This is a genomic window from Aromatoleum sp. (assembly GCF_032027225.1).
Lineage (GTDB): Bacteria > Pseudomonadota > Gammaproteobacteria > Burkholderiales > Rhodocyclaceae > Aromatoleum.
Map to the genome: position 1 here is coordinate 61849 of NZ_JAVSMM010000015.1, position 22388 is coordinate 84236.

The following is a 22388-nucleotide window of genomic DNA, read 5'->3' on the forward strand; positions in this document are numbered from 1 at the left end:
ATCGCCATGCTCGGATTCATTCGCATGTTGGGACTCGCGTCAAACGCCGGGGCCGCCCCTGATCACGCCGAGGCCTCGCGCCGCGAGTCGGCCGTGCGGAGGAAACCACTCCCGGTCCGGGAGCGCCGGCGGCTCGCCTCCCGCCCACCCAGCATCACCGACCTGCTGCCCTGGCGGGACTTCGACGAGAAGACCGGCACCTTCCTCCTCGAGGACGGCGCCTCGCGCGGCCTGCTCTACGAACTCGATCCGATGCCGAGCGAGGCTTGCGCCGATCAGTACCTCAAGGCACGCTGCGCCGAGATTCAGGCGGCGCTTCAGGCCCTGCCCGAGTATGACGAGGCGCCGTGGGTGATCCAGTTCTTCTGCAACGACGACACGGATCTCTCGTGGCAGATCGAGCGCATACGCGACTACATCATCGCGGTGCATGCCAAGGCCCCGGAGCGGGCGCGGGAGATTCTCGCGAGCGAGTTCACGCGCCACTTCCTCGCCGAGATGGCTGAGCATCTGTCGCTCGTGGCCCGGTCCGAGGGCCTCTTCTTCGATGAGGGGGTGTCGGGCAACCGATGGCGCGGCCAGATCCGTCGCGTGCGTTGCGCCATCTACCGTCGTTTCCCGCCGGGCTTTGATTTCTCCCGGGACCTCCTCGACCCCGCAGAGACGCTGCAGCAGGCGGCGCGCGGGCTCGTGGCCGGCCTGGCGCAGACCGGCATCCACGCCCGGCCGATGAAGGCCGCGGACTTCTACGCATGGCTGCTGCCGTTCTTCAATCCGATGCCCGACTTCGCCGAAACCGTGGGCGAGCTCCTCCGGCTGTGTCCGTACCCCCGACCCGACGAGGCGCCGGACTACCTCGATCTTGGCGAACTGCTCTTCCTCGCCGCGCCCAAGTCGGATCCCGAAGCCGGTCTGTGGTTTTTTGACGGCCGGCCCGTACGGGCGCTGGCGCTGCAGTCGATGCGCAAGCTCCCCGAGATCGGCCACTTCACCGCCGAGCGCGACCACGCCGGCAAGCTCTTCGCGCGCTTCGACCGCTTTCCCGACGGCACGATGCTCTCGGCGACCATCGTGATCTGCCCGCAGGACACGATGACGGGTCACGTCGAAGCCATCAAGAGCGCTTCGCGCGCAAACACCCTCGAAGCCGCCCACACCTATGACGAAGCGGTGGCCGTCCTCGACAACATGCGCACCGACAAGCTTTACCCCATGTACCTCACCCTGTTCGTGCGGGGCGAGGACACTTCACAGCTGGGGCGCACGGTGGCGGATCTCACCGCCGCGCTGCACACGTCGGGGCTCAGGTTCATCCAGCCGGTGGATGAGCTGCAGGGCTGCGACGTGTTCCTGCGCGCGCTGCCGATGTGCTTCGATCCCCGCTTCGACGCCCGCCACCTGCGCCGCTCGCGCCTCACCTTCGCCTCCCAGATCGCGGCCCTGCTTCCCCTCTATGGGCGCGCCCGCGGCACGGGTAACCCCGGCTTCTGGCTGTGGAACCGCGGCGGAGAGCCCCTCCTGTTCGACCCCTTGAATCCCCGCGATCGCAACAAGAACGCCCACCTCCTGACCCTCGGCCCGACCGGCGCCGGCAAGTCCGCCACGCTGTGCTATCTCGCAATGCAGATGATGGCGATCTATCGACCTCGCTTCTTCATCATCGACGCGGGGAAGTCCTTCGGCCTTTTGGGCGAGCACATGCGCCGCCATGGACTCACCGTCAATCAGGTCGAGCTCACCCCCGATACGGAGGTCAGCCTGCCGCCCTTCGCCATGGCCCCGCGTCTCTTCGATCAGGACGGCATCCAGGCCTTCGACGAGACCTTCGGGACGCCGGATGAAGACGAGCTCCCGGAATCGGAGGCAGCTGAAGTCCCCACGGCACCAGACGACGATGACGAATCTGCCGACCCTGGCAAGCGCGACATCCTGGGCGAGATGGTGATCGCCGCCACGCTGATGATTACCGGCGGAGAGGAACGCGAGATGCGCAGGATGAGCCGCGCGGACCGCTACCTGATCGCTCGCGGAATCCTGGCCGCCGCGCGCGAGGGCCGCGACCGCGGCCAGCCGCATCCGCGCGTGCAGGACGTCGCCCACGCCCTCATGGCCATGCGTAGCGACGAGGAGCTGGGCCCCGCGCGGCGCGACCGGGCCGAGGAGATGGGCCAGGCGATGATGGTGTTCTGCGAAGGCCTGCGCGGACGGCTCTTCGACCGGTACGGCGCGACCTGGCCGGATGCGGACGTCACGATCGTCGAGATGGGCACGCTGGCGCAGGAGGGCTACGAGGATGCTCTCGCGGTCGCCTATACGTCCCTGATCACCCACGTCCAGGCGCTAGCCGAGGCGACCCAGTATGACCATCGCCCCATCATCAACCTCACTGACGAGGGGCACATTATCACCGCCAACGACCTGCTGAACGTCTACTCGGTCAAGATCACCAAGATGTGGCGGAAGCTCGGGGCATGGTACTGGCTCGGCACCCAGAACATGCAGGACTTCCCGGCCTCGGCCTCTCGCATCCTGAACATGTGCGAGCACTGGGTGCTGCTCACCATGGATCGGGACGAGATCGAACAGGTCGCCCGCTTCCGCACCTTGACTCCCGAGCAGCGCGCACTGATGGAGTCCGCCCGCAAGGAGCCGCCGAAGTACACGGAGGGCGTGATCCTCAATCCGCAGATGCAGGCCCTGTTCAGGAACGTGCCTCCGCCGCTCGCCATCGCGCTCGCGATGACGGAGAAGCATGAGAAGGCCTGGCGCCTTGACATCATGAAGACCACCGGCTGCACGGAGCTCGAGGCGGCCTATGCGATTTCCCGCGAGATCGCGACGAAGAGGGCCGCGTGATGGACGCCCCGGATCCTCGCGTACCCCTTGCCGGCGACCTCGCCCTGAGCGCGCAGCTCGACCGCATCACAGCCGAAGCCCGCGGGCATCACCGGCTGCTCTTCCTGGAGTACCTGCCCGACGACGCGTTTGCCCTGTGGGCCCGCGCCAAGGCGATCACGGAGCCGGACGACGTGGCCTACATCCACCTCCTGGCAAGCGGCCGAGGGGTCGTTTCCGGCGTCATCGTCGGCCTCGAGGTGGGCGGCGACGACCTCGACGACGACCTCAGCACCGTGCTCTTCGGGCGGCCTCTGGTCCTCGTGGCCGGCCTCGACAAGGCCCGCCAGCATCTGGGCGGGCGCCTGTTCCAGTGGCTGGCCTGGGCCGCCGCCACGCTACCGCTCATGGTCGCCAGCACCGCGGACGCTACGCCGTTCGTGCGTCATCTGGGACGCCACCCCGTCGACGTCGACCAGATCCTCAACGGCCAATGCTCGGGCACGGCCGCCGAACTCGCGGGCCGCGCCATCAAGTCCTCGCGGGAAAACCCATGAAGACGATGCGCAACATCACCGCCGCCGTCCTCCTTGGCCTCACCGCGACGGTCCTCCCGGCCGCCGACATCCCCAGCACCGGCTCCAGCCTCTATTACCGGCTGGGAGGCGGCGATCCCGCCTCGCGTGCAGCAAACCCCCGCGGCGTGCCCTACAAGCTCGCCCTGTCGGGGGTGGCACGCCTTCACTACTCATGCGGGGCCTACGACTTCGGGTTGTCCTTTCAGACCTTGATGAACCAGTTCGCGGCGCTTGGGACCCAAGTCACCAATGGCGTCAAGGCAGGCATCACGGCGCTTCCCCTGTACTTGTTCCAGCGTGCATCGCCCGGGCTGTATGAGCTCTTTCAGACCTACGCCAAGAAGGCCGAGGTGGCGATCCAGATCGCCACCAAGAGCTGCGAGGAGATGGAGGCCCAGATCAAAGCCGGCGAGGATCCCTACGAGGATTTCATACGCATGGCCAGGGGCGAGGCCTGGAAGCAGCAGGCGACCGTCACCAGGGATGTGGTAGCGGCGAAGGACAGTGTGGGCGTCAGTGCAGGGAATGACGGCATCACTTGGGTGGGAGGAGGAAAGGCCGGGGGAGTCGACCAGGAACCGGTCCGGATCGTATATGACACGGTATTCGGAGGTTTCAACGTCACAATGGGCCAGGCGCCCAAGACATCGTCCGCCACCTATCCCGCTGTCAAATTGACCGGCACCTTCCCCTCTCCGGGAAGCGCCGCCACGTACGGAACGGACGTACTTGGCGATGTCGAGGTCACTACCTGCAAGGAGAATGGCTGTCCGGTCCCGCAGTCGAAAACCGGCCTTGGCCTGATACAGAAATTCGAGCTTGAAATCCCGGTTGTGCAAGGGCAAATCGACGCCGTATTTGCCAACGTCGTGCCACGCGGGACGGATCTGGCGGCGGCCTCCGCCCCTGGGGTCGTCGTAACCCGTAAGCTCGTCGACGCCATTCGCGAGCTCCCTGCCATCGAGCAAGGCATTGCGCGCCAGCGCCTCGTCCAGGACTTAGCGCTGGCGAGGACCGTCGACAAGGCACTGATCATCCGGAACCTGCTCCTGACGGGACGAATGATCCCGGAGGTGTACAAGACTGCGAATACTCAGATCGAATCCAAGCTCGCGGAGCTGAACCGCCACATCGACGATGTGCTCTACGAGGCCAACGTTCGAAAGCGCGTCATCTCCGAGACGGCGACGGTCCTTTTGGACAGTTATCAGGCGGCGCGCGCTGCTTCGGCCGGAAACGCCGTGCAGCAGCCGGTCGACCAGCAACCCATGATCGGCGGGCGGGTGAAGAAATGACCGTTCACCCGTTTCAGTCAGGACGTCGGCGCCTCATCACCCGGCCGCTCGCCCGCTCCGCCCTGGCCACCGTCCTTGCGATCATCGCGCTCGCCGCCTTCGTCGTGGTAGCGATGGTCGCACTCGGATTCCGCGACGATCTGGACGTCCTGCACCAGGTCGTGGGGCGGATCAAGCCGTATCTGGTCGGCGTGCACCTTCTCGCGATCGGCGCCCTGTGGCTCGCTTGGCCGTGGCTCGGCCACCACTTGCCGGCCCGATGGCCCGACGAGGCTCGCCGGGCGTTCCTCGGCGCGCGCCATCGGGTCTGCATCGGTCTGCTCTTCATCGAGCTCTTCGTGGTGCTCGGCATTCCGTTCGGTCGCATGTAGGAGGAACCCGCCGTGAGCGTCGACAGTTACCTGGAGCTCTTCACCACCATGTACGGCTGGGCGTTCGCGGGTGTCTTTCGCGACATCCTCGTGGACACCGGCATCATCTTCCTCCCCTTCCTCTTCATCATCATCGGCACCTGGTTGCGCGCTCACGAAATGAACGCGGTCGAGGGCGCCGATGCGGCCTGGATGGTCCGGAAGATGGAGGTCGAGTTCTGGACCGCCATCTTCGTCATGGCCTTCTGCTTCACGCCGGTCGGCACCAGCCTCGAGAACGTCAAGCTCCACCACACCCCGGCAACAACCGCACTCAATCCGACCCCCGCCACTGCAACCGGAACGAATTCGGACAGCACCTACGACGATGCCTTCAGCTCGGTGCCGCAACACCTCGAGCTGCCGCCCTGGTGGTTTGCCGTCATGAGCCTGTCAGGCGGGTTCAACGATGCGGTGCGTGGCGGCATCTCCGGCGGTTTGAGCGGGCTCCGGGAGGTAGAGGAGTTCGCCCGTTCCGCCGCAGTGGAAGATCCGACCCTTCGCGCGGAGGTGCAGCGCTTCTACAACGAATGCTACCTGCCGGCACGGTCCCGTTACCTCGAAGCTCCACCGTCCCCGTCCGCAGCAGCCGCACTGGAGGCCTACGGCGACGGCGATCCCGACTGGATGGGAAGCCACGCCTTTCAGACCGACCCGAACCTCTACCCGGCCCTGCATGCGCGGTCCGGCGTGCCGGGCTTCGCCCTGGACGTGGCCCGCCAGGATGCCGACATGGACGCCAACTCCGCCGTCCCGGACTATGGACGCCCCACCTGTCACGAATGGTGGGCAGACCCCGCGCTCGGGGTGCGCGCCAAGCTGATCAAAGGTATCGGCAATCTCGCGGCGGCACCCACGTCGCTGACCGAGAAGGTGGCACTGGTTTTCAGCTCGGTGGCCGGCGAGAAGCGCGAAGATGGTTTGGCAAGGCTCGCCATGGGACGGTCGAACCCTGCGATTGCACCCGAAACGATGCTCCCCGACGACAACCGCAGTTGGTACCACGCCCTCCTCGGAGCCGGACCCGACGTCGCCGGAATGGCCGGAATGGTGAACAAGGCGCTTCACGCCCAGGCGTCCCGCTTTCCGATCATCCAGTTCGCGACCCTGGCCCAGCCCCTGATCCTCATGGGCATCTACATGTTCATGCCCCTGATCCTGGTCTTCGGGCGCTACAGCGTTCAGATCATGTTCCTGGGTGCGCTCGCCATCTTCACCGTCAAGCTGTGGCCGGTCCTCTGGTACATCGCGATGTGGATCGACGAACACCTGTGGGTCGCAATGTACCCGGACGCCGGGCATCTGCTGTTCAACGTCCTGCACCTTGAGTTCGACACGGCGCTTAAGCGCAGCACCTTAAATACGCTCCTGATCGGCCTTTACCTCGGGCTACCCCTGATCTGGAGCGGGATGATGGGGTGGGCGAGCCTGCACGTGGTCCACGGCATCGACGCCATGAAACACAGTGCAATCACAGCGGGCATGGCCGCTGGGCAATCCGGGACCAATATCGCCACTCGTTTCGTCGGTGGCGTCGGGAACACACTCCGGCGAGGTCGAGGATGATGGCGCCAAGATCAGAAATGGACGATCGGGTCGCCGGAGAATGCGCCGACTCTCTCCCCGTTCCGACCGACAGAAATCGGTTCGCGACCATGCACCGTATAACCCGTGTAACCCCCCTCGGCGATGTCCAGGCCACCAAGAGGTCCGTAATCGAACGGTGCGATGGCGTTACGTCCGAACGCGTCAGCGCCACGTTCATGGTTCTCCACATCGTCGTCACGCCCAGTCGTCAGGAAGAAAGCCAACAGTTTCGCCGTCCCTGCCAAGAGAGCAAACGCGCCAACGAACGTCGCGCGGATTAGGTTCGCAATCGGCTTCATACGTGCCTCCTACGCCCGTGAGGAAAGTACCAATGCCAATAACCCATATTGAAAAATACGCCGTACGACCCGGTAGGTACACCTCGACGGTGTACCGCGCTGTAAGGCAGGTGGTGGCAAGCATCTGCATCCTGCCGTTCTCCGTCGGCATCGCCACGGCCGATTCGTCGAAGGCAGCCGACGACATCAAGGACGCCATCATGCATAACACTGCCAGGCAGGTCCGGCCCGTCTCGGTGGCTTCCACGCCGGTTTCCGGCATCTACGAGGTCGTCAACGGGATGGACGTGTTCTATGTGGACGCGACTGGTCGCTATGCCTTTGTGGAAGGTCGCCTGGTGGACATGGTTGAGCGCCGCGACCTCACTCAGGCGAGGCTCGAGGCGCTCACTGCGATCCCCTTCGCCGAACTGCCGATCGACATGGCGATCAAGACCGTGCGCGGGAACGGCTCGAGGCGGCTCGCTGTGTTCGAGGATCCGGCTTGCCCCGCGTGCCGGTCGCTGCAGTCGTCGCTCACCGCTCTCGACGACGTCACGATCTACACGTTCACCTACCCTGTCGTCTCCTCCGACTCGATTCCCGCGGCCGTGGGCACCTGGTGCGGCAGCGATCACCCGGCCGATCAATGGCGGGCCTACATGGAAGGTGCCCCTGTGCCACGGCAAATCGAGCCTCACTGCGAGCCCGCCATGGACCATGTCCGGCGGATCGTCGAGTTCGGACGTAGCCATGGAATACGCAATACACCTACCCTCGTACTGGACGACGGGCGCCGGGTAGTCGGAGCGATCTCCGGCCCCGAGCTCGAAGAAGCCCTGACGCGCGCTGCCGAGGAAGCAGGCAGATGAACGCGACAATACGCCGGTTGGCCGCCTCTCTGACCTGCGCCACCGCCCTTCCGTCCGTCCTGGCCCAGGAGCGGGTCGAAGTCTTCCAGCTCAGCACGCAACTGCTTCGCGGAACGGGGACGGCAACGGTGTATCACGTGGATGGCATGGAGCGAATGACTACCGCCCTGTCCGCCGGGCTGCCCTCCGACCCAATCCAGGCCGAAGCGGTCGCGAGGCGCCGCTTCGAGGCGCTCACCGACACCGACCGCCAGGCGCTCGGGGCCAGCGCACAGGGCCTGACCGCGGCCATGCAGTACCGGCTTACCAAGAGCCCGGCAATCGTATTCGACGGAGCGGCCATCGTTTATGGCGTCGAGAACGTGGATCAGGCCCGCGCCATCTACCGGACGTGGCGTGCCCGGGGCGGCCGGTAGGGGAAGGCGGCATGCGCGCGTGTTCCGGCACCCGGTCAGCCAAGGCGCCGCGTCTGCGCGCGCTCGTGGCCGCCTGCGTCGTCAGCTGCAACCCCATAGCCGAGGCGGTGGAGTCCACCACCACCGCTGCCCTCCTCGCCCAGGCTGTCGCGAGCTACCCGGCCTGCAGCGCATGGCATGTTTCGGGGATCTGCTTCTGGCTGCGGTGCACACCGGTCGGATGCTCCATCCGCACATCCACCCGCGTCAGCCATTTCGCCCCCGATCTGGTGGTGAGCACCTATCACGATGTGCCCACCCACCCGTGGCCGGAAATCGGCATCCCGATCTCGGCGGCAAGCCGAGGGCTCCTCGAGACACTGCTCGGCGTCGACCTGGCCGACAGCGCCGGCACGCACTCGCAGGCCGATCGCACCGACAAGCAGCGGCGCTTCCGCGACGCCGATGCCATCGGCCATCCCGCGGCCGGGCTGCCCGACCTCGCGACCTGCCCCTCGGCCGTCATTCCCTTCGTCCCCTACTACCAGTCGAAACTCGACGCGGCCGTGTGGCGTTCCTACCTACCGGCGGAGCTCCTCCTACCGGCCTCCTGGGTGCCGGGAATGCGCGAGGTCGGCACCCCGCCGCTCAATACCTGGGGCAACGTCTATCCGCGTAACGGTGAGGTCGTCCAGCAACACGAGGTCAAGGCCGCCGCGGTCCTGTCGCAGCGCATCGCCGATTTCATCACCCGGCCGACGCAACCGCACGTCTACGCCTACGTCACCTCGGGCGGCATTCGGCGGCGGCGGGGTCAGCTCGTATGGGATCCACCGCCGGCGCACGAAAACGATCCCATGGGCGGCCTGTGGCAGATGAACGTCGCGGTCCCCACTCCCTGCCACATCTTCGGACTCAATGACACCGCGAGGCCGGCCTCCTACGGCGACGCCATGACCACCCATTCCGGCAGCTATGCCTACACACTCTGGCGTCCCTACGCCTGCTGCCGGGTGCGTGGCCAGATCTTCCTCGGCAACATCCAGTTCGGCTTGTGGTGAATGCGATGAGTCCTGTCCGTTTCGTGCCCCTGCTGGCCGTCTTCATCGTTGCACCGTCCTGGTCGGCGCCCCCCCTTGCCAGCCGGCCGCCCACCGTCATCCACGACGCCGGTGGCGTACCACTTGCGCCTTACTTCGAGCCGTTCGCCGACGACACCGACGAGGGGGCCCCCGAGCCGGTCCGCCAGCCACCAGCGCAACCACTGCCTCCGCAGCTCTTCCCGGTCGTCTCAGCCCGCGGGGGGCCCGGCCGCCTTCTGCAGAACCCGATGCCAAGCAAGTTGCCGGGCGGGCCGGGACAACCCATCTTCATCGTCGGCGACGATGCGGCCTCCGTCGACTGGCTGCAACGCAACGCGGACGCATTGCATCGAATGGGCGCCCAGGGAATCGCCGCGTCGGTGCGCAGCCCGGAGGACTTTTTGCGTCTGCGGGGCCTGGTCGACCTGCACATGACGCCCATGTCGCCCGATGCGCTCCTCGAAGCGGCCGGAATCCACGTTTGGCCCGTCCTCATCGGCGCCGATGGGACGATTTCCCAGTAGGAGGCACGTGATGAGCCAGAGAAGCATCCGCGCCCATCGGCTTGCGATCGCACTTGCCCTCGCCTACTCGGGCGCATCGCCCGCCACGGATCCGTCGCATGGCGATCTCGGAGCCCTCGCAGCCGCGCTCTTCGCCACCGTGCCGCCTGGCGAATTGTCTCAAACGGACCGGCGCGAGATCGCCGCCCTCACGCCTCTCGCCCTACGCGACGGCATCGTCGAGAGCAGCCTTCCGGGCTGCGAAACGGCGACGCACCCCGAGGTGAAACTTGAAGACCTGAACGGCGACGGCGTCTCGGAGGTCTTCGTTGTCGCCGGCAATTCCTGCACGTCGGGGATGACGGGCTGCAGCATCTGGCTGTTCGCCAGGCGCATCGACGGGCGCTGGAGCCGGCGCCTCGACGTCGCGGCGGCCGCCTACCGCGTGCTACCAACAACGTCCCTCGGGTGGCGCAACCTGAGCGTAGGCGGCCGTGGGTTGTGCCAAGGGGTATGGCGCGTCGCCGCGAACGGTGAGTACCGGTACGCGCGCTCCATCAGGCCCGACGGGACTCCGTGCCCAAGCCAATAGGAGGTCTGGCATGAGCGCCCGTCTCGCTTTCGTCCTGTTTCTGCTGACCGGCCTCGTCTGGGCCGGCGTGACATACACCGATTTCCTCAAGGCCGTGGGGCAGCGGGAGAGCACGATGAACCCGCGGGTCACCAACCAGTTCGGTCACGTCGGCCTCTTCCAGTTCAGCGAGGCCGCTCTGCAGGACGTGGGCCTCTACTCGGGCGACGGCACACCGAAGACCAACGACTGGACAGGCGCCTTCACCGGCAAGTACGGCGTCAGCTCGCTGGCTGACCTCCTCGCGAATCCCGACGCTCAGGTCCAAGCGGTGACCGCTTACCATCGCCAGACATGGAACACCCTCACGAAGGTCTATGGTGCTGAAAGCTACCTTGGGACAACGATCACCGGCATCCCGATCACCGCGTCGGGTCTCGTCGCCGCGGCACACCTCGTAGGCGCCGGCACCGTCGGGGAATGGCTGAAATCCGGAGGAACGACGGATCCGGCCGACGGCAACGGCACCACGCTCGTCTCCTACCTGGAGCAGTTTGCAGGCTATACGCTGAACTTCGCGCCCCCGAGCTACGCCGAGGTCCTCGCAGGCACCCCTTCGGGGGTTTCGTCCGGCGGCTATGTCCCTACCCCTGCCCCCTTAAGGACGTCCGTCGCGACAGGCTCTGCCACCCTGCTCAAGGACAGCAGCTTCGGCCGCACCTCTGCCGCCCAGGGCTTCTTCGGCGCCACCGGCTACCACATGGGCCAGGTTCGGCAGCTGCTGGTCGGAATCGCGGCAATGGCCCTCGTTACCTGGATCGCATGGGTCGTTGTCGCCAAGTGGCGCGGCCTGTCGGAGGGACTTGATACAAGACGCGATCTTGCAGTCGACATCGGTCGCGCTATTGTTCTGACATGGATCGTGCTGCTCATCATGATGTAGATCTGACGACTTCCATGGAGGCGATGATGAAACGGACGCCATATTTGGTCGCCCTCCTTCTGGCGGCATCCCTGCAGCCCGCCCGCGCGGACGTGCTCGACGGCCTGATCTTCGGCGCCAAGTGCATGGGCGCGGCCGATCGCAAGGCCTGCGAGGAGCAAGCCAAACGCGATGCCGACGAGACGCGGGCGCGGATGCGCCAGCAGCCCAACCAGAGCGCACCGACCCTGACGAATCTCGACTCGCCCGACGATACGCTCGGCAAGAAGATCTATCGGAACTGGCGCAAGAACGTGGAATGCCATCCATTTTCTAAACGCTCCGTACGCGACGTCGATTCAACTTATGCGCAAGTAATGAACCGGTATAGCTTCGTTACCCCGAACCAAGCCAAGCTTCAATCAGGTACCGGCGAGGCGGGACTTTACATCGCGGGTTATCTTCATGAGTCCGCACCCGGCGCCCTCTACCGCCTCGAACAGGTGGTGTATTCGCCCGACGTGGCCAACGGCCGGCGCCAGTACAAGCTGCGGCTCGACCTCGCCCGCGACGGATCCGGCACCCGTGTCACCGGCCAGTACTGTGTGACCACCGACGATCCGACCGGCTGGCGCGATTTGCCGGACCAGGTGCTCAAAAGCCTCAACAACACCTTCTAGCCCCCTGGAACGCCGATGCTCGGCGACGAACGTCCTTGCCCACATTGCCGCGGCGCCCGCGAAGTTCGCGCCCAGGTCGAACGCCCTTGCCGCAGCTGCGGCGGCAGTGGCCGTGAACGCCGCGCGTACGACGACGAGCCTTGCCGCGCCTGCGGCGGCCGACGCATGGAATCCATATCCGAGTTCCAGCTTTGCACGGGATGTAACGGGCGGGGATACGTTTGAGACGCGTTCGAAACCAGGCTCGCCTCACGGCCCCCTCGCATCCATAATCGATCGGGTTGCGAGCATCGAATCGGGCGATTGCGAGCATGACCAACTGCGCCTAGGATAAGTGCAGCTGCAGGGCCGTTCGCGGCTCTATTGAATCCGGTTAGCCCCTGACACCGGAACGGCTTTCGAGCCCGGGGTTCTGTTCAGTTTCATTTTTTCCCGTGGGGAGTCCTTCCCCCACGCGGACACGGCTCTCCATGTCTGTCCAAGGAGATGCCGATGTTCCACTTCCATTCGACTACATTGTCTGACGCAGCACTGTTGGAGCGCTTCTTCGGCCAAGAGGCCGAAGACGTGTGGGAGCGTTGCGGCTCCTGGGCCAAGGTTCTCGAGATCGCGCGGGACCCGCGCACGGAGCCCTGGCACGCCCTCGCGAATGCACTGGAGATCCTGCAGCGAGGCTTGAGCGAAGACTTGGCGGAGCGCGATGCGCTCGATGCCCCCGAGACCGTGCGCGCGTTTCTCCGCACCTTCTTCATGGGTCGCCCCTATGAGATCTTCGTCGTGTTGTACCTGGACGCCCGCAATCGCCTCCTCCACGCGGAGGAAGCCTTCCGTGGCACCTTGACGCAGACCAGCGTCTATCCGCGCGAAATCGTGCGCCGAGCGCTCGAGCTTCGTGCGGCCGCAGTGATCTTCTCGCACCAACACCCGTCGGGCCCGTGTGAGCCTTCGATCGCCGACGAGTGCTTGACCCGGCAACTGAAGGAAACTCGCCATGGTCGACGTGAAGGTGCTCGACCACTTCGTCATCGCCGGCGCTGTGGACGTATCCTTTGCCCAGCGGGGACTCCTGTAGTACTGCGGTCTTGCCAAACCGCGATTTGGCCGCTATTTTTGTTTTGTCTCGACGGCACCCTGCCGTCTCTCGAGACCAGGCGGGGACGCCCTCGCTCTCTCGCTTCGCGCGACACTCGCTCAATCCCTTGCTCGTCAACCGGCGCTTCTCGCCGCTCTGACCTCGACTCGTCCCGATTCCCCGCCCCGCGGCTGATGCAACTGCCATCAGCCGCGGCATGGCATGCATTGATCATCCGGACCACGAACGCCAGCGAGGAAGCACATGAATGAATTTCGGGCAGCATGTCCCCGGCGCCGAATCGACGACTTGATCGGCGTCGGTCAGAACTCGCATGACAAAGAAATTCCCCTGCCACATGAACAAAGAGGTGCCGCCATGCGCCTCGACCTACCCGTGAGGTAGCGTCGTCATGAGCATCAAGGTCATGTCGCTCGTATGGGAAGGATTTCCTGCGTCCGGAAGCGAGATGCTGGCAATGCTCGCTCTCGCGGACTGGTGCAACGACGAGGGCGGAAGTCTCCACCCGTCGATGAAGGCTGTTGCGGAAAAGATCCGCGTTTCGGAAAAGCAGGCTCGTCGGATCATCCACGCCTTTGAAGAAACCGGATACCTCAAGGTAGTCGGGAATGCCAATGGTGGCGCGCCCGGCACCACAAAGCAGTACCAGCTCAACGTCGTGAAACTTAAGACGCTTGCGGACGAAGCCGCAGCCCGAAAGACGGCTCCCGTCGATGTCACCCCTCCCACCGACGTCACCCCTCCCGTCGATGTCACCCCTCCCACCGACGTCACCCCTCCCGCCGATGTCACCCCTCCCACCCATGGGAGGGTACGGCTCCCACCCATGGGAGGAGAGGGCTCCCATGGGTGTCCCGAGACGCCTCCCACCGGTGGGAGCCAAACCACCAGTGAACCACCAGTGAACCACCAGTTAACCGTCAGGGGGACGGCGGCGCCTGCAGAGCCGGAACTCCCCCTTGCTGTCGCCAAGGCGCCAGCCCCCCACCAGGCCCAGGCCCCTCCCGGCGAGACGGCGCTGCAGGCCGCCTGCCGGGCGACCTGGGCAGCCTACCGCCAAGCCTATGCAAACCGTTACGGTGCCGCCCCGGTGCGTAACCAGAAAGTCAGCTCGCAGGTGAAGCAGTTCGTGCAGCGCATCGGCTACGAGGAATCGCCCCTGGTTGCCGCGTGGTTCGTGCAGCACCCCGGGAGCTACTACGTCGGGCGCATGCACGACTTGGGCTGCCTGCTGAGCGACGCCGAGAAGCTGCACACCGAGTGGGTGACGGGAAGGGTCATGACCGCCGGCAAGGCCCGCCAGTCCGACAGAACCGGCACTACCATGGCCGCACTCGCCGAGGTGCTGGCCGAGAGAGGAGAGTCGCTGTGAGCGCGAACACGCTGAAGGCCATCGCCGTGACGGCCGAACTGACCGGGGTCGAGCTTTCGACAGTGGCGCTGAAGGCCATGGATGCGGACCTGTCCGCCTACCCGGAGGCCGACGTGCTGCACGCCTTGGACCGCTGCCGCAAGGAGCTGAAGGGCCGCCTGACGCTATCGGCCGTGCTCGAGCGCGTCGCGGAGCTCGATAGCCGCCCTGGCGCGGAGGAGGCGTGGGCGACCGGGCTTTCCGCGGACGACGAAGCGGCGACCGTGGTGTGGACCGACGAGATCGTCCAGGCACTGGCGGTGGCCAAACCGCTCCTCGATGCTCGCGACAAGGTGGCGGCACGCATGGCGTTCTGCCAGACCTACGAGCGTCTGGTGCGTAAGGCGCGCGAGGCTAAGGAGCCGTGCCGGTGGTGGGCGTCGCTTGGCCGCGACCCGCGGCAGCGCGCGGCGGCCCTCGCGGCAGCAGTCGAGGCAGGCCGGCTCACACACGCGGCCATCCAGCCCCTGCTGCCCGCGCCAGCGGAGAGCGATGCGGTGGTCGCGGCGCTCATCGGCGGCGACGACGCGAAGCTGCTCGCCCACGTTCCCAAGGATGGCCGCGAGACCGCGATCCACAACCTCCAGTGCCTCCGCGCCCACCTCGCCGAACGGGAAACCCGGGCAGCGGCGCGTGAGGCGCAGCGCGCGACCGATGAGCGAGGGCGGCAGGCGGTGGTGGAGGCGCGCAAGGCCAGCATGTTCCGCGCAGTGCAAGAGCGCATGAACGGCACGGCTTCGACGGACGACCGCCCTCCCCCAAAGACCTTGCTTGTTCCTTGAATGCCAACCTGGCGTGAACCAGAATACAAAAACACTCTAAAGCGGCGGCTCATCGCGGCCGCGCAACCTGTCAGCCCCTGAAACAGGTACGGCATCCGCCCGGGGTTCTTCTTCCAAGTTGCATTCAATTTCTCCGTCCGGGATAACCCACGTCCCGGTTCGCGGATCGCGCGTTCTCCCGTCCAGCACTTACCCACGAGGAGATCGCCCTATGTGGCACGACGAACCCGCCGACAGGCCGGGACAGGATCCCCAAGCCTACCTTCCATTCGCCCAATGGGAGGACCGTTTTCGCGAACGCATCGCGCATTACCAGGAGCTGCTGCTCGTCTTTCCTGGCTCCGCTTACCTCGCAAACGAGCTCGCCAACTACCAGCGTTGGTTCCGCGAGCATCTCTTGCTACGCACCACCGCAGCTATCACCGATGACGAGCCACCGTTCTGAAAGGAAAGCAGCGTTCCGGGCGAGTGAGCTCGGAACGCTCGACACCACCCGCGCAACCGACACGCTGTGACAATGCCTTGCGAATACTCGACCGACGCACTATCGTAAATCCGTCCCCTCGACAATTTCTGCGCTCGATCCCCTCGCTCAGCGACGCTCCTTCGATCACCGTTCGAAGCAGCGCCGCGCCTTGCCTTCCCTACGCTGTTGTCTGAGCGACCCGCCCATGCGGGTTGCCTCGTCTCGTCAGATCCCTCGCAGCCGGCACATGCCGGCGCAGTGTCCAGGCGTTGCGCGCCTAGCCTCGCTCCGCTTACGCGATCGGTGTCCCCAGCCTCCGCGCCCCGCGCCCGGCTGTGACACGTCGAAAAGCCGAAAACCACGGCCGAGACACTCTGGGCCACCGGCAACCGAGACACGGAGAGAAACCATGCACACGACACACAATCCCCCGGAATCCTCGCATCGGTGGAATCGACGACGCAGCGCCCGGCGCGGGCGTGGGGTCCATCAGGCCACCGACGCTACGATTCGCTCGCACCTTTACATCGGGCGAGACCTCAGACGCGCCCTCGAGCATCAGGAGTTCGTCCTTCACTACCAACCCGAGATCGACACAGGCACCGGTCACACGGTGGCGGCCGAGGCACTGATCCGCTGGCGGCACCCGCAGCGTGGCATGATCGGCCCCGACACCTTCATACCCGCAGCGGAACACGTGGGACTGATCGGCCGCATTGGGCAATGGGCGCTCGAGACTGCTTGTGCGCAGCTTCACGCGTGGCGCGCCGCCGGCCATGATCTGCGGGTCGCGGTCAACTTCTCGGTCGAGCAACTACGCCGACACGACATCGCCGACACCGTTGCCCACACGCTCAAACGATTCGACCTCCGGCCGGATGACCTGGTCGTCGAGATCACCGAAAGCATCTGCATGCACGCCCATGACCGGGCGCGGGAGAGTCTCGCCCGCCTCGCTCGGCTCGGTGTACGGCTGGCAATTGACGACTTCGGCACCGGCTACTCGTCGCTCAGCTACCTCAAACGCATGCCGATCCGCATCCTGAAGATCGACCGAAGCTTCGTCGTCGACCTCGCCGACGCCGCCAATGCGACCATCGTGCGAAACATCATTTCGCTCGCGCATGAGCTGGATCTGACCGTCATTGTGGAAGGCGTCGAGACGGAAGCTCAACACGAACTCCTGCGCGTCATGGGGTGCGACGTGGTTCAGGGCTACCTGGTTGGTAAAGGTCTGCCACCGGCCCTGTTTCACGACGCGTTTCTCGCGCCCCGACAGCACGCGATCGTTGGGCAGGAGCGGGTCTGAATGGACATGTCGACCGACAAGCTGGCGCTGCGCGCCGTCATTCCCACGCGGCCTCGCAATGCCGGAGGAGATGACATGCGCGGTCATCGACGCAGCCATCTGCTCCAAGTCGGTCTCGAACTAGCCGGGCATGCCCTTTGGTCGCTATACAATGCGATCGACTGCCAATAAACGGAAATCAGCCGACAAGCATGACCGACCTCTCCGTCTACACCCTCCCCCAGCTCAAACAACTCACCGCCCTGATCGAGAAGGAGATCGCCAAGCGCGAGTCCGTGACCAAATCCGATCTTCTGAAAAAGCTGACGAAGCTCGCGAAGGAAAGCGGCCTGTCCCTTGACGACGTGCTCGGAAACGCCACTCCGGCTCCGGCGAAAGCTCGGAAGGTTTCCCCCAAGGGGACAGTTACGCGCAAAGAGCCTTTGCCAATCAAATATCAGCACCCAAGCAACCGCGATCTCGCTTGGTCCGGACGCGGACGCCGGCCGCAGTGGGTCGAAGCTTGGTTGGCGCAGGGGGGTGCATTGAGCGCGCTGGAGATCGCAGCGCAAAAGATGGCAAAGCGGAGCATGAAGAAGGCGACGGAAGCGCAGCCGGTAGTGCAGGAACCGGCGGCAGAGGTAGCGGCTAGCTGAGCCGCTTGGGGGTGTCGGGGAGCGTCCGCACATTCCGCACCCCAATCGGCCCGGCGCACCAGGTCATCACTGACCGCCGCCCGAAGCCGCTTCGTCGTATAACGAGTGGCAGGTTCCCGCGCTGAGCACGCATCCAGAGCGGAGCCTGAACGAGGCTTGCTCGGCCGGAGTTGTCGGCCAGACTGTGCGATTGAGCGGCGGCGGTAATGCCGATCGCCGCCGCACGACACTCAGCGCCAGTGAACGGCAAGTCTCCGATTCCTCAAACTTGCGGTATCCGCTGAGTCCGTGTGAATACCGCTCGATCAGGGGTTCATACTGCCAGTCCACAGTCATGTGCCTTGGTAAAGGTACTAAGGGTTGTCGGACGAAGTGGGCCGCTATAGGGAAGGCAGCTGACAGCTAGGCCGGTCCAGAATCTAAGCTCCGACAGGAGTACTGTCTTGCGCCTCCTCCCGCTCAGAAATCGCCAAGTTGAGTTTCTGCTCGATTAGCGACCGAAGAGCATGCTGAACCTCGGAAGAGACAATTTTCTTTGCGTCGGCATTTGGAGAGCTCTTGTGCACCCATCGCATAACCTCAAATACTAACTCTGAACTAGGACTAACCGACCTCGATCCACTAAACGAGAAGGAAACTCGGCATTCGCCTTCGTTCGGTCCGACTACGAATGGAAACGTCACATCCATTCGGAGAATATAGTAATGCTTATAGTATTTCTCGTCGTTGATTAGAAAGATGTCATTCAGCCTATCGCCATCCACATTAAATCGCCGGACAGTTTGTTTCATCCAAGCGATTTGAGGGTCATCGGGCAAGGCGGGGCCGTTGGTGTCCAGGCAAATGTCTATATCATTTACACTGCCGGCCTGTACGCAAGCCCCATACCCTGCAGTCAGTCGCTTGAAGTACCTAATACGCTCTTCATTGTTCAAGAATCCAAAGGTCACCGAAATCGGTTCATCACCCTTGACGAGATTCTCACCGTAAAGCACCTTTGCAATACGCGATGTGATCTTTTTATTGACAACTTCAGTTTCCTTCGATGAATGAGTTGAAGTAAACTCAAGCTTCAACTCACCCCCTTGACGCTCAATCGTCACTTGCGCATCGAAGCTAAGTTCTCGCTGAATCCAGTCCTTGCTGAAATCTTGGCGTTGAATCTGATATGGAATTGTGACTTTATCTGCATCGACAACAACCAGGGTTGGGCTTGTAACGAAATCCACACCCGAAGCCTCGCCTAGCATATCAAATGGTTCAGCAAAGAGACTCTTCTTCAGCGGAGTAATCCAATCCACCCCTTTTGCCACCAAATCCAAGCCAGCTACCTTAATCTTTGGCTGCGATTCGCGACTGACACTGCTTTCAATCAACCTTGTAAAATTATCTGGAGTTAAAAGCGTTGCAGAAAGAAGTGGAACAGTTATTGCCTTATCGGAGTTTCCAACAAATACCCCCTTTTCTTTGAGTGCCCCATATATTTCTCCGTAGCTAAGGTGATCGCTTCCCAAGAGAATTCGGAGGTCTGAGCCCGACACAATGCTGGACTTGAGATCAATGGCGTGAGCTTTAGTCATGACTAAGCCTCATTCAGAAGGGCCAAGATAGAGCGATTGAAAGAGAAAGGCTCAATCGTTTCATTACGGTCTGAAAAGGCCAATCTCGCCAGATCTGCAGCCGCCTTATCGGTCGCGGGATTATAATCCGGCATACCGATTCTTATGGTTGCAACCAGACCTGTACAAAATCTCAGTCCATAGGCTATCAATTTTGTGTACGCATCCGTACTGAATGCCTGATTTGCATAAATGATCATTTCGGTCTTCTCGCCCTCGTACATAACAATGGGCAGAACGTCCGAAGCAATTATCTCAAGAGGCAGAAATGCGCCAGTTCTTGCCTCGTCCACAGTAGTGACCGTGCCAATGACTGGGAAGAAGAACGCCCAATCTTTCTGGCGGCGCTCGATGTCGTCCATGACCTTCATGACGAAGCCCGCACGCCCGCTGTCGATCAAATAAACGGGGACGTCCGATTCTTGTTCCAAACGGATTTTCGACAAGATCGGCTTAATGTCTCGCTCGATATCTTCTGCATCGTTGTGCACCCAAATCAGGAGCCCGGAGTGAGAGACCTTTTTGCGCGCCTTGAACGACTTGGTCGCTTGAGAAACTTCTTCGCTATAACGGGCACACTCGATCACCTCGTGAAGCTCGGCTAGATGCTCTTTGAATTCCCGCTTTAATGCAGACTCAGATGCAGGATAGGAGCCAATCTTGTTCTTGACCGAGACATGTACCACATCCGTTCTTACGTCATGAAAGGGATTGTTGTACAGAAATATCTGATCCTCGCCGTGACTAGTCCTTTGATTTCCCTTTTCATTCCTATGAGTCGGTGTGTTGCATTTTATGGGAACGTTCTTTAAGCTTTTTTTCCACCCGATTCGATCCAAAAGCCCTGCAGCGATACTCTCTCCGATTTCACCGGAGCTTTTTGATTTCTCCCCTGCCATTCCTATTCTCCAAGCTCGATATCAATAATGGCCCGATATCCATTCTTCGTCTTACTTATTGAGCAGTTTTCCAAGCGAGCCTTGGGATTGGCGACAGTTAAGCCAATTCCATCGCCTAGGGGGTATTGGCGGAGCACGTTTCTGGTTCGACGAGTGAGAAGCGCTGAATCGAGTGTGCTTCCTGATAATGCCGAAAAGCCCGAATGATCCTCAAGTTGCTGCGTCAATCTACTCACTTCATCGCGATCTAGATATCGCTCAGAAACCTCTTCCACATCTCGATAATTGACCGTTGTACTGGCGGAAAAAATGTCAACTAAATCTCGACGCAAGGACATTCCGGCCTCTACATCAATCCTTGAACAGACTTGCTTAACAAATTCTGCGGCCAATTTGGAAGTTGATTTTCTGGTTTGTCTTGGCCTCGCTTTCAGAAAAAGCTCTGCCCAGTACTTTGTTTGCTGACTGCCTGATTCTTTGACGAAGACGCCAACGTCGTCTCCGACAATCAGAGCACCTTTTTGAATACTGGTCACTGGAATTCCATTGAGTTCTATGAGATTTATCGAATCGTCTGATTTTTCTATATCAAAGAATTTCTCACGTTGCTCAATCTTATAGAGCCCCAGTGCCGCATGTGGTATGCCGTCAATTCGCACATCCTGAAAGAGAATTACGATGAACTCACCCTCCGCAATGCTGGGATGCATCGAAGCCGAGTAAAGGTGTTTCGCAATATTCTGGCTGACGTTCACAAAATTTTCTTCGTTAGCCAGTATTCGCGCGGAGAAATGCTTTGCGGCATTCAGGCTGATATCAGACTCGTGATAGAACTCAAAGTCTTCGCCTGATTTTGCAAGTGGTGTGAGATAGTGTCGAAGAAGCGTGCCGCGCAATTCCGCAGTCCCGCGCACTTCCTGCTGTGAGAATTCACACCCTTCTTCCCGCAGACGATTTCCTACTCGATGGACCACGCAGTGCGTGACCTTTGCTGAACTGACATCTAGCATTGATTCCCCCTGGGCAGACTTGTGGTAGCCACCTAATGCTGTGGTCCTAAATGTAACATCATGTTCAGCCAACTTCACTGTGAAAAGCCTGCACGGGAGTCCCGTTGTGCGCATTCACTGTGTGCCATGCAAGTCAGTGCCGGACTGACCGCTGCCGTTGAACGGCCGTTGAGCAATCCGTTGCCGCCTGACTGTCGACAGCAAGCCAACGACGGCAATGGCCGAGCTGCCGAACTAGGTCATCCGGCAGGTATGAGCGCCGAACGGCTCTTTCGCTGTTCGTCCTGAAGAGGGGGAGTCCCCTTGTCGCCGAGAGCATCCCTCTTGTGCCGCGCCGCAATACGGTCGCTCGACGGCTTTCGAACCGAGCAGGAGCGCCATGAGCCGCGCCACCGCGTAAGACGCCCCCATCTACCACGTCTAAAGGCCCGGTCTGGCGAGCATCTCCGCCCAACGCCGGCAGAGCAGTTCGCACCGGGCGCAAAATGCACCTGCCATTCCATATAGACTGCCATCTTCAAGACAACGTCGGGAACGCAACGTGGCACAGTACGACGAGAGAGTGATCCAATCCTATGCGGATGCGTTATACGATCGGGCCGCCGTGATCGTGTTCCAGTACACGGCCGGAGCGGGCGTACTCGGAGCCTTGGGAGCGCATTTCAGCGTCGGCGACCAAACTGCGATCACGGCGAGTTTTGGCATCGGCGCTCTGATCGGATTCGTACTCGGACGAGGCAAATCATTTCGACTGCGTCTTGAGGCACAGACGGCCCTCTGTCAGATGCAGATCGAGCGCAATACACGGCCCTCGTCGCGCGCGCCATCATTGGTCTTGGACGAGCCCGCGACGCAGTGCATAGCCGAGGGCAAGGCCACCCCTGCGCCGAGCGAGCAGTCCGAGGCCATGGCTCGTGCGATCTTCTCGAACAACGGCGAAGCGGTGAGCCGACTCATTGCTGGCGGAGCTGACGTCAATTTGCCGAACGAGAATGGCGTCACACCGCTGCAGATGGCTCGAAACTGCGAACGACGTGAGATCACGGCACTGCTGATCGCCGCGGGCGCCCATAAATAGGAACATTCAGCGTGTGAAACACGAGTAGCCGTGTAGGAGCGATCCTAACGGCTCAAGTTCCAGTTCACCGCGGGGTGC

General features: G+C 62.5%; 23 protein-coding genes and 1 pseudogene. 20 read left to right on the plus strand and 4 right to left on the minus strand.

What is annotated here, in order from left to right; genetic code table 11:
* Window positions 1–6: 6 nt before the first annotated feature.
* Genes ROZ37_RS15730 through ROZ37_RS15750 form a run of 5 tightly spaced genes read left to right on the plus strand, consistent with a single transcriptional unit; the run spans window position 7 to window position 6684 of the window.
* Window positions 7–2856 (plus strand): conjugative transfer ATPase, encoded by a 2850-nt coding sequence (locus tag ROZ37_RS15730; protein WP_312660709.1) that lies wholly within the window; start codon window positions 7–9, stop codon window positions 2854–2856.
* A complete protein-coding gene (locus tag ROZ37_RS15735) occupies window positions 2856–3392 on the plus strand; it encodes a hypothetical protein (protein WP_312660712.1) in 537 nt (178 codons plus the stop codon). Before ROZ37_RS15730 ends, ROZ37_RS15735 begins: the two co-directional genes overlap by 1 nt.
* Window positions 3389–4708 carry an integrating conjugative element protein gene (locus ROZ37_RS15740; RefSeq protein ID WP_312660715.1) on the plus strand — a complete coding sequence of 440 codons (1320 nt, stop codon included), beginning with the start codon at window positions 3389–3391 and terminating at the stop codon, window positions 4706–4708. Before ROZ37_RS15735 ends, ROZ37_RS15740 begins: the two co-directional genes overlap by 4 nt.
* On the plus strand, window positions 4705–5079 hold the full coding sequence (locus tag ROZ37_RS15745; RefSeq protein WP_312660718.1) for a hypothetical protein: 375 nt from the start codon (window positions 4705–4707) through the stop codon (window positions 5077–5079). Before ROZ37_RS15740 ends, ROZ37_RS15745 begins: the two co-directional genes overlap by 4 nt.
* Window positions 5080–5091: 12 nt before the next feature.
* On the plus strand, window positions 5092–6684 hold the full coding sequence (locus tag ROZ37_RS15750) for a conjugal transfer protein TraG N-terminal domain-containing protein (RefSeq protein ID WP_312660721.1): 1593 nt from the start codon (window positions 5092–5094) through the stop codon (window positions 6682–6684).
* An 11-nt stretch (window positions 6685–6695) separates the two neighbouring features.
* On the opposite strand, the gene ROZ37_RS15755 is transcribed toward ROZ37_RS15750, so the two are convergent.
* On the minus strand, window positions 6696–7004 hold the full coding sequence (locus ROZ37_RS15755; protein WP_312660723.1) for a hypothetical protein: 309 nt from the start codon (window positions 7002–7004) through the stop codon (window positions 6696–6698).
* Between the two features lie 32 nt (window positions 7005–7036).
* On the opposite strand from ROZ37_RS15755, the gene ROZ37_RS15760 reads away from it, so the two are divergent.
* The 14 genes and pseudogenes from ROZ37_RS15760 (at window position 7037) to ROZ37_RS15825 (ending at window position 17704) form a co-directional block, all read left to right on the plus strand.
* Window positions 7037–7855: a DsbC family protein gene (locus tag ROZ37_RS15760; protein WP_312660724.1), complete on the plus strand. Its 819-nt coding sequence runs from the start codon at window positions 7037–7039 to the stop codon at window positions 7853–7855.
* On the plus strand, window positions 7852–8271 hold the full coding sequence (locus ROZ37_RS15765) for a TIGR03757 family integrating conjugative element protein (protein WP_312660725.1): 420 nt from the start codon (window positions 7852–7854) through the stop codon (window positions 8269–8271). Before ROZ37_RS15760 ends, ROZ37_RS15765 begins: the two co-directional genes overlap by 4 nt.
* Window positions 8272–8282: 11 nt before the next feature.
* Window positions 8283–9311, plus strand: coding sequence for a TIGR03756 family integrating conjugative element protein (locus ROZ37_RS15770; RefSeq protein WP_312660726.1), 1029 nt, complete (start codon window positions 8283–8285; stop codon window positions 9309–9311).
* Window positions 9312–9316: 5 nt separating this feature from the next.
* On the plus strand, window positions 9317–9856 hold the full coding sequence (locus ROZ37_RS15775; RefSeq protein ID WP_312660728.1) for a PFL_4695 family integrating conjugative element protein: 540 nt from the start codon (window positions 9317–9319) through the stop codon (window positions 9854–9856).
* 10 nt (window positions 9857–9866) lie between these two features.
* Window positions 9867–10427, plus strand: coding sequence for a hypothetical protein (locus tag ROZ37_RS15780; RefSeq protein ID WP_312660729.1), 561 nt, complete (start codon window positions 9867–9869; stop codon window positions 10425–10427).
* Between the two features lie 10 nt (window positions 10428–10437).
* Window positions 10438–11349, plus strand: a complete 912-nt coding sequence (locus tag ROZ37_RS15785; RefSeq protein ID WP_312660730.1) for a transglycosylase SLT domain-containing protein — start codon at window positions 10438–10440, stop codon at window positions 11347–11349.
* Window positions 11350–11363: 14 nt separating this feature from the next.
* On the plus strand, window positions 11364–12008 hold the full coding sequence (locus tag ROZ37_RS15790; protein ID WP_312660732.1) for a hypothetical protein: 645 nt from the start codon (window positions 11364–11366) through the stop codon (window positions 12006–12008).
* Window positions 12009–12494: 486 nt separating this feature from the next.
* Window positions 12495–13080 (plus strand): annotated as a pseudogene (locus tag ROZ37_RS15795) (RadC family protein).
* 412 nt (window positions 13081–13492) lie between these two features.
* Window positions 13493–14473, plus strand: coding sequence for a helix-turn-helix domain-containing protein (locus ROZ37_RS15800; RefSeq protein WP_312660736.1), 981 nt, complete (start codon window positions 13493–13495; stop codon window positions 14471–14473).
* Window positions 14470–15294, plus strand: a complete 825-nt coding sequence (locus tag ROZ37_RS15805) for a hypothetical protein (protein WP_312660738.1) — start codon at window positions 14470–14472, stop codon at window positions 15292–15294. The genes ROZ37_RS15800 and ROZ37_RS15805 overlap by 4 nt, the downstream gene beginning before the upstream one ends.
* 211 nt (window positions 15295–15505) lie before the next feature.
* Window positions 15506–15739 carry a hypothetical protein gene (locus tag ROZ37_RS15810; RefSeq protein WP_312660740.1) on the plus strand — a complete coding sequence of 78 codons (234 nt, stop codon included), beginning with the start codon at window positions 15506–15508 and terminating at the stop codon, window positions 15737–15739.
* 430 nt (window positions 15740–16169) lie between these two features.
* Window positions 16170–17069 (plus strand): EAL domain-containing protein, encoded by a 900-nt coding sequence (locus ROZ37_RS15815; protein ID WP_312660742.1) that lies wholly within the window; start codon window positions 16170–16172, stop codon window positions 17067–17069.
* Window positions 17070–17240 carry a hypothetical protein gene (locus ROZ37_RS15820; protein WP_312660744.1) on the plus strand — a complete coding sequence of 57 codons (171 nt, stop codon included), beginning with the start codon at window positions 17070–17072 and terminating at the stop codon, window positions 17238–17240. It begins immediately after the preceding gene.
* A 20-nt stretch (window positions 17241–17260) separates the two neighbouring features.
* Complete coding sequence (locus tag ROZ37_RS15825) at window positions 17261–17704, plus strand: H-NS histone family protein (protein ID WP_312660745.1); 444 nt, start codon at window positions 17261–17263, stop codon at window positions 17702–17704.
* 419 nt (window positions 17705–18123) lie between these two features.
* Here the strand turns inward: ROZ37_RS15825 and ROZ37_RS15830 are convergent, their stop codons facing one another.
* The 3 genes from ROZ37_RS15830 to ROZ37_RS15840 are packed head-to-tail and all read right to left on the minus strand — an operon-like array spanning window position 18124 to window position 21310.
* Window positions 18124–19284, minus strand: a complete 1161-nt coding sequence (locus tag ROZ37_RS15830) for a hypothetical protein (protein WP_312660747.1) — start codon at window positions 19282–19284, stop codon at window positions 18124–18126.
* Window positions 19285–19286: 2 nt separating this feature from the next.
* Window positions 19287–20222, minus strand: coding sequence for a hypothetical protein (locus tag ROZ37_RS15835; protein ID WP_312660749.1), 936 nt, complete (start codon window positions 20220–20222; stop codon window positions 19287–19289).
* Window positions 20223–20224: 2 nt separating this feature from the next.
* Window positions 20225–21310 (minus strand): nucleoid-associated protein, encoded by a 1086-nt coding sequence (locus tag ROZ37_RS15840; protein ID WP_312660751.1) that lies wholly within the window; start codon window positions 21308–21310, stop codon window positions 20225–20227.
* A 463-nt stretch (window positions 21311–21773) separates the two neighbouring features.
* On the opposite strand from ROZ37_RS15840, the gene ROZ37_RS15845 reads away from it, so the two are divergent.
* Window positions 21774–22310 carry a hypothetical protein gene (locus ROZ37_RS15845; protein WP_312660758.1) on the plus strand — a complete coding sequence of 179 codons (537 nt, stop codon included), beginning with the start codon at window positions 21774–21776 and terminating at the stop codon, window positions 22308–22310.
* The last annotated feature ends 78 nt before the right edge of the window (window positions 22311–22388 follow it).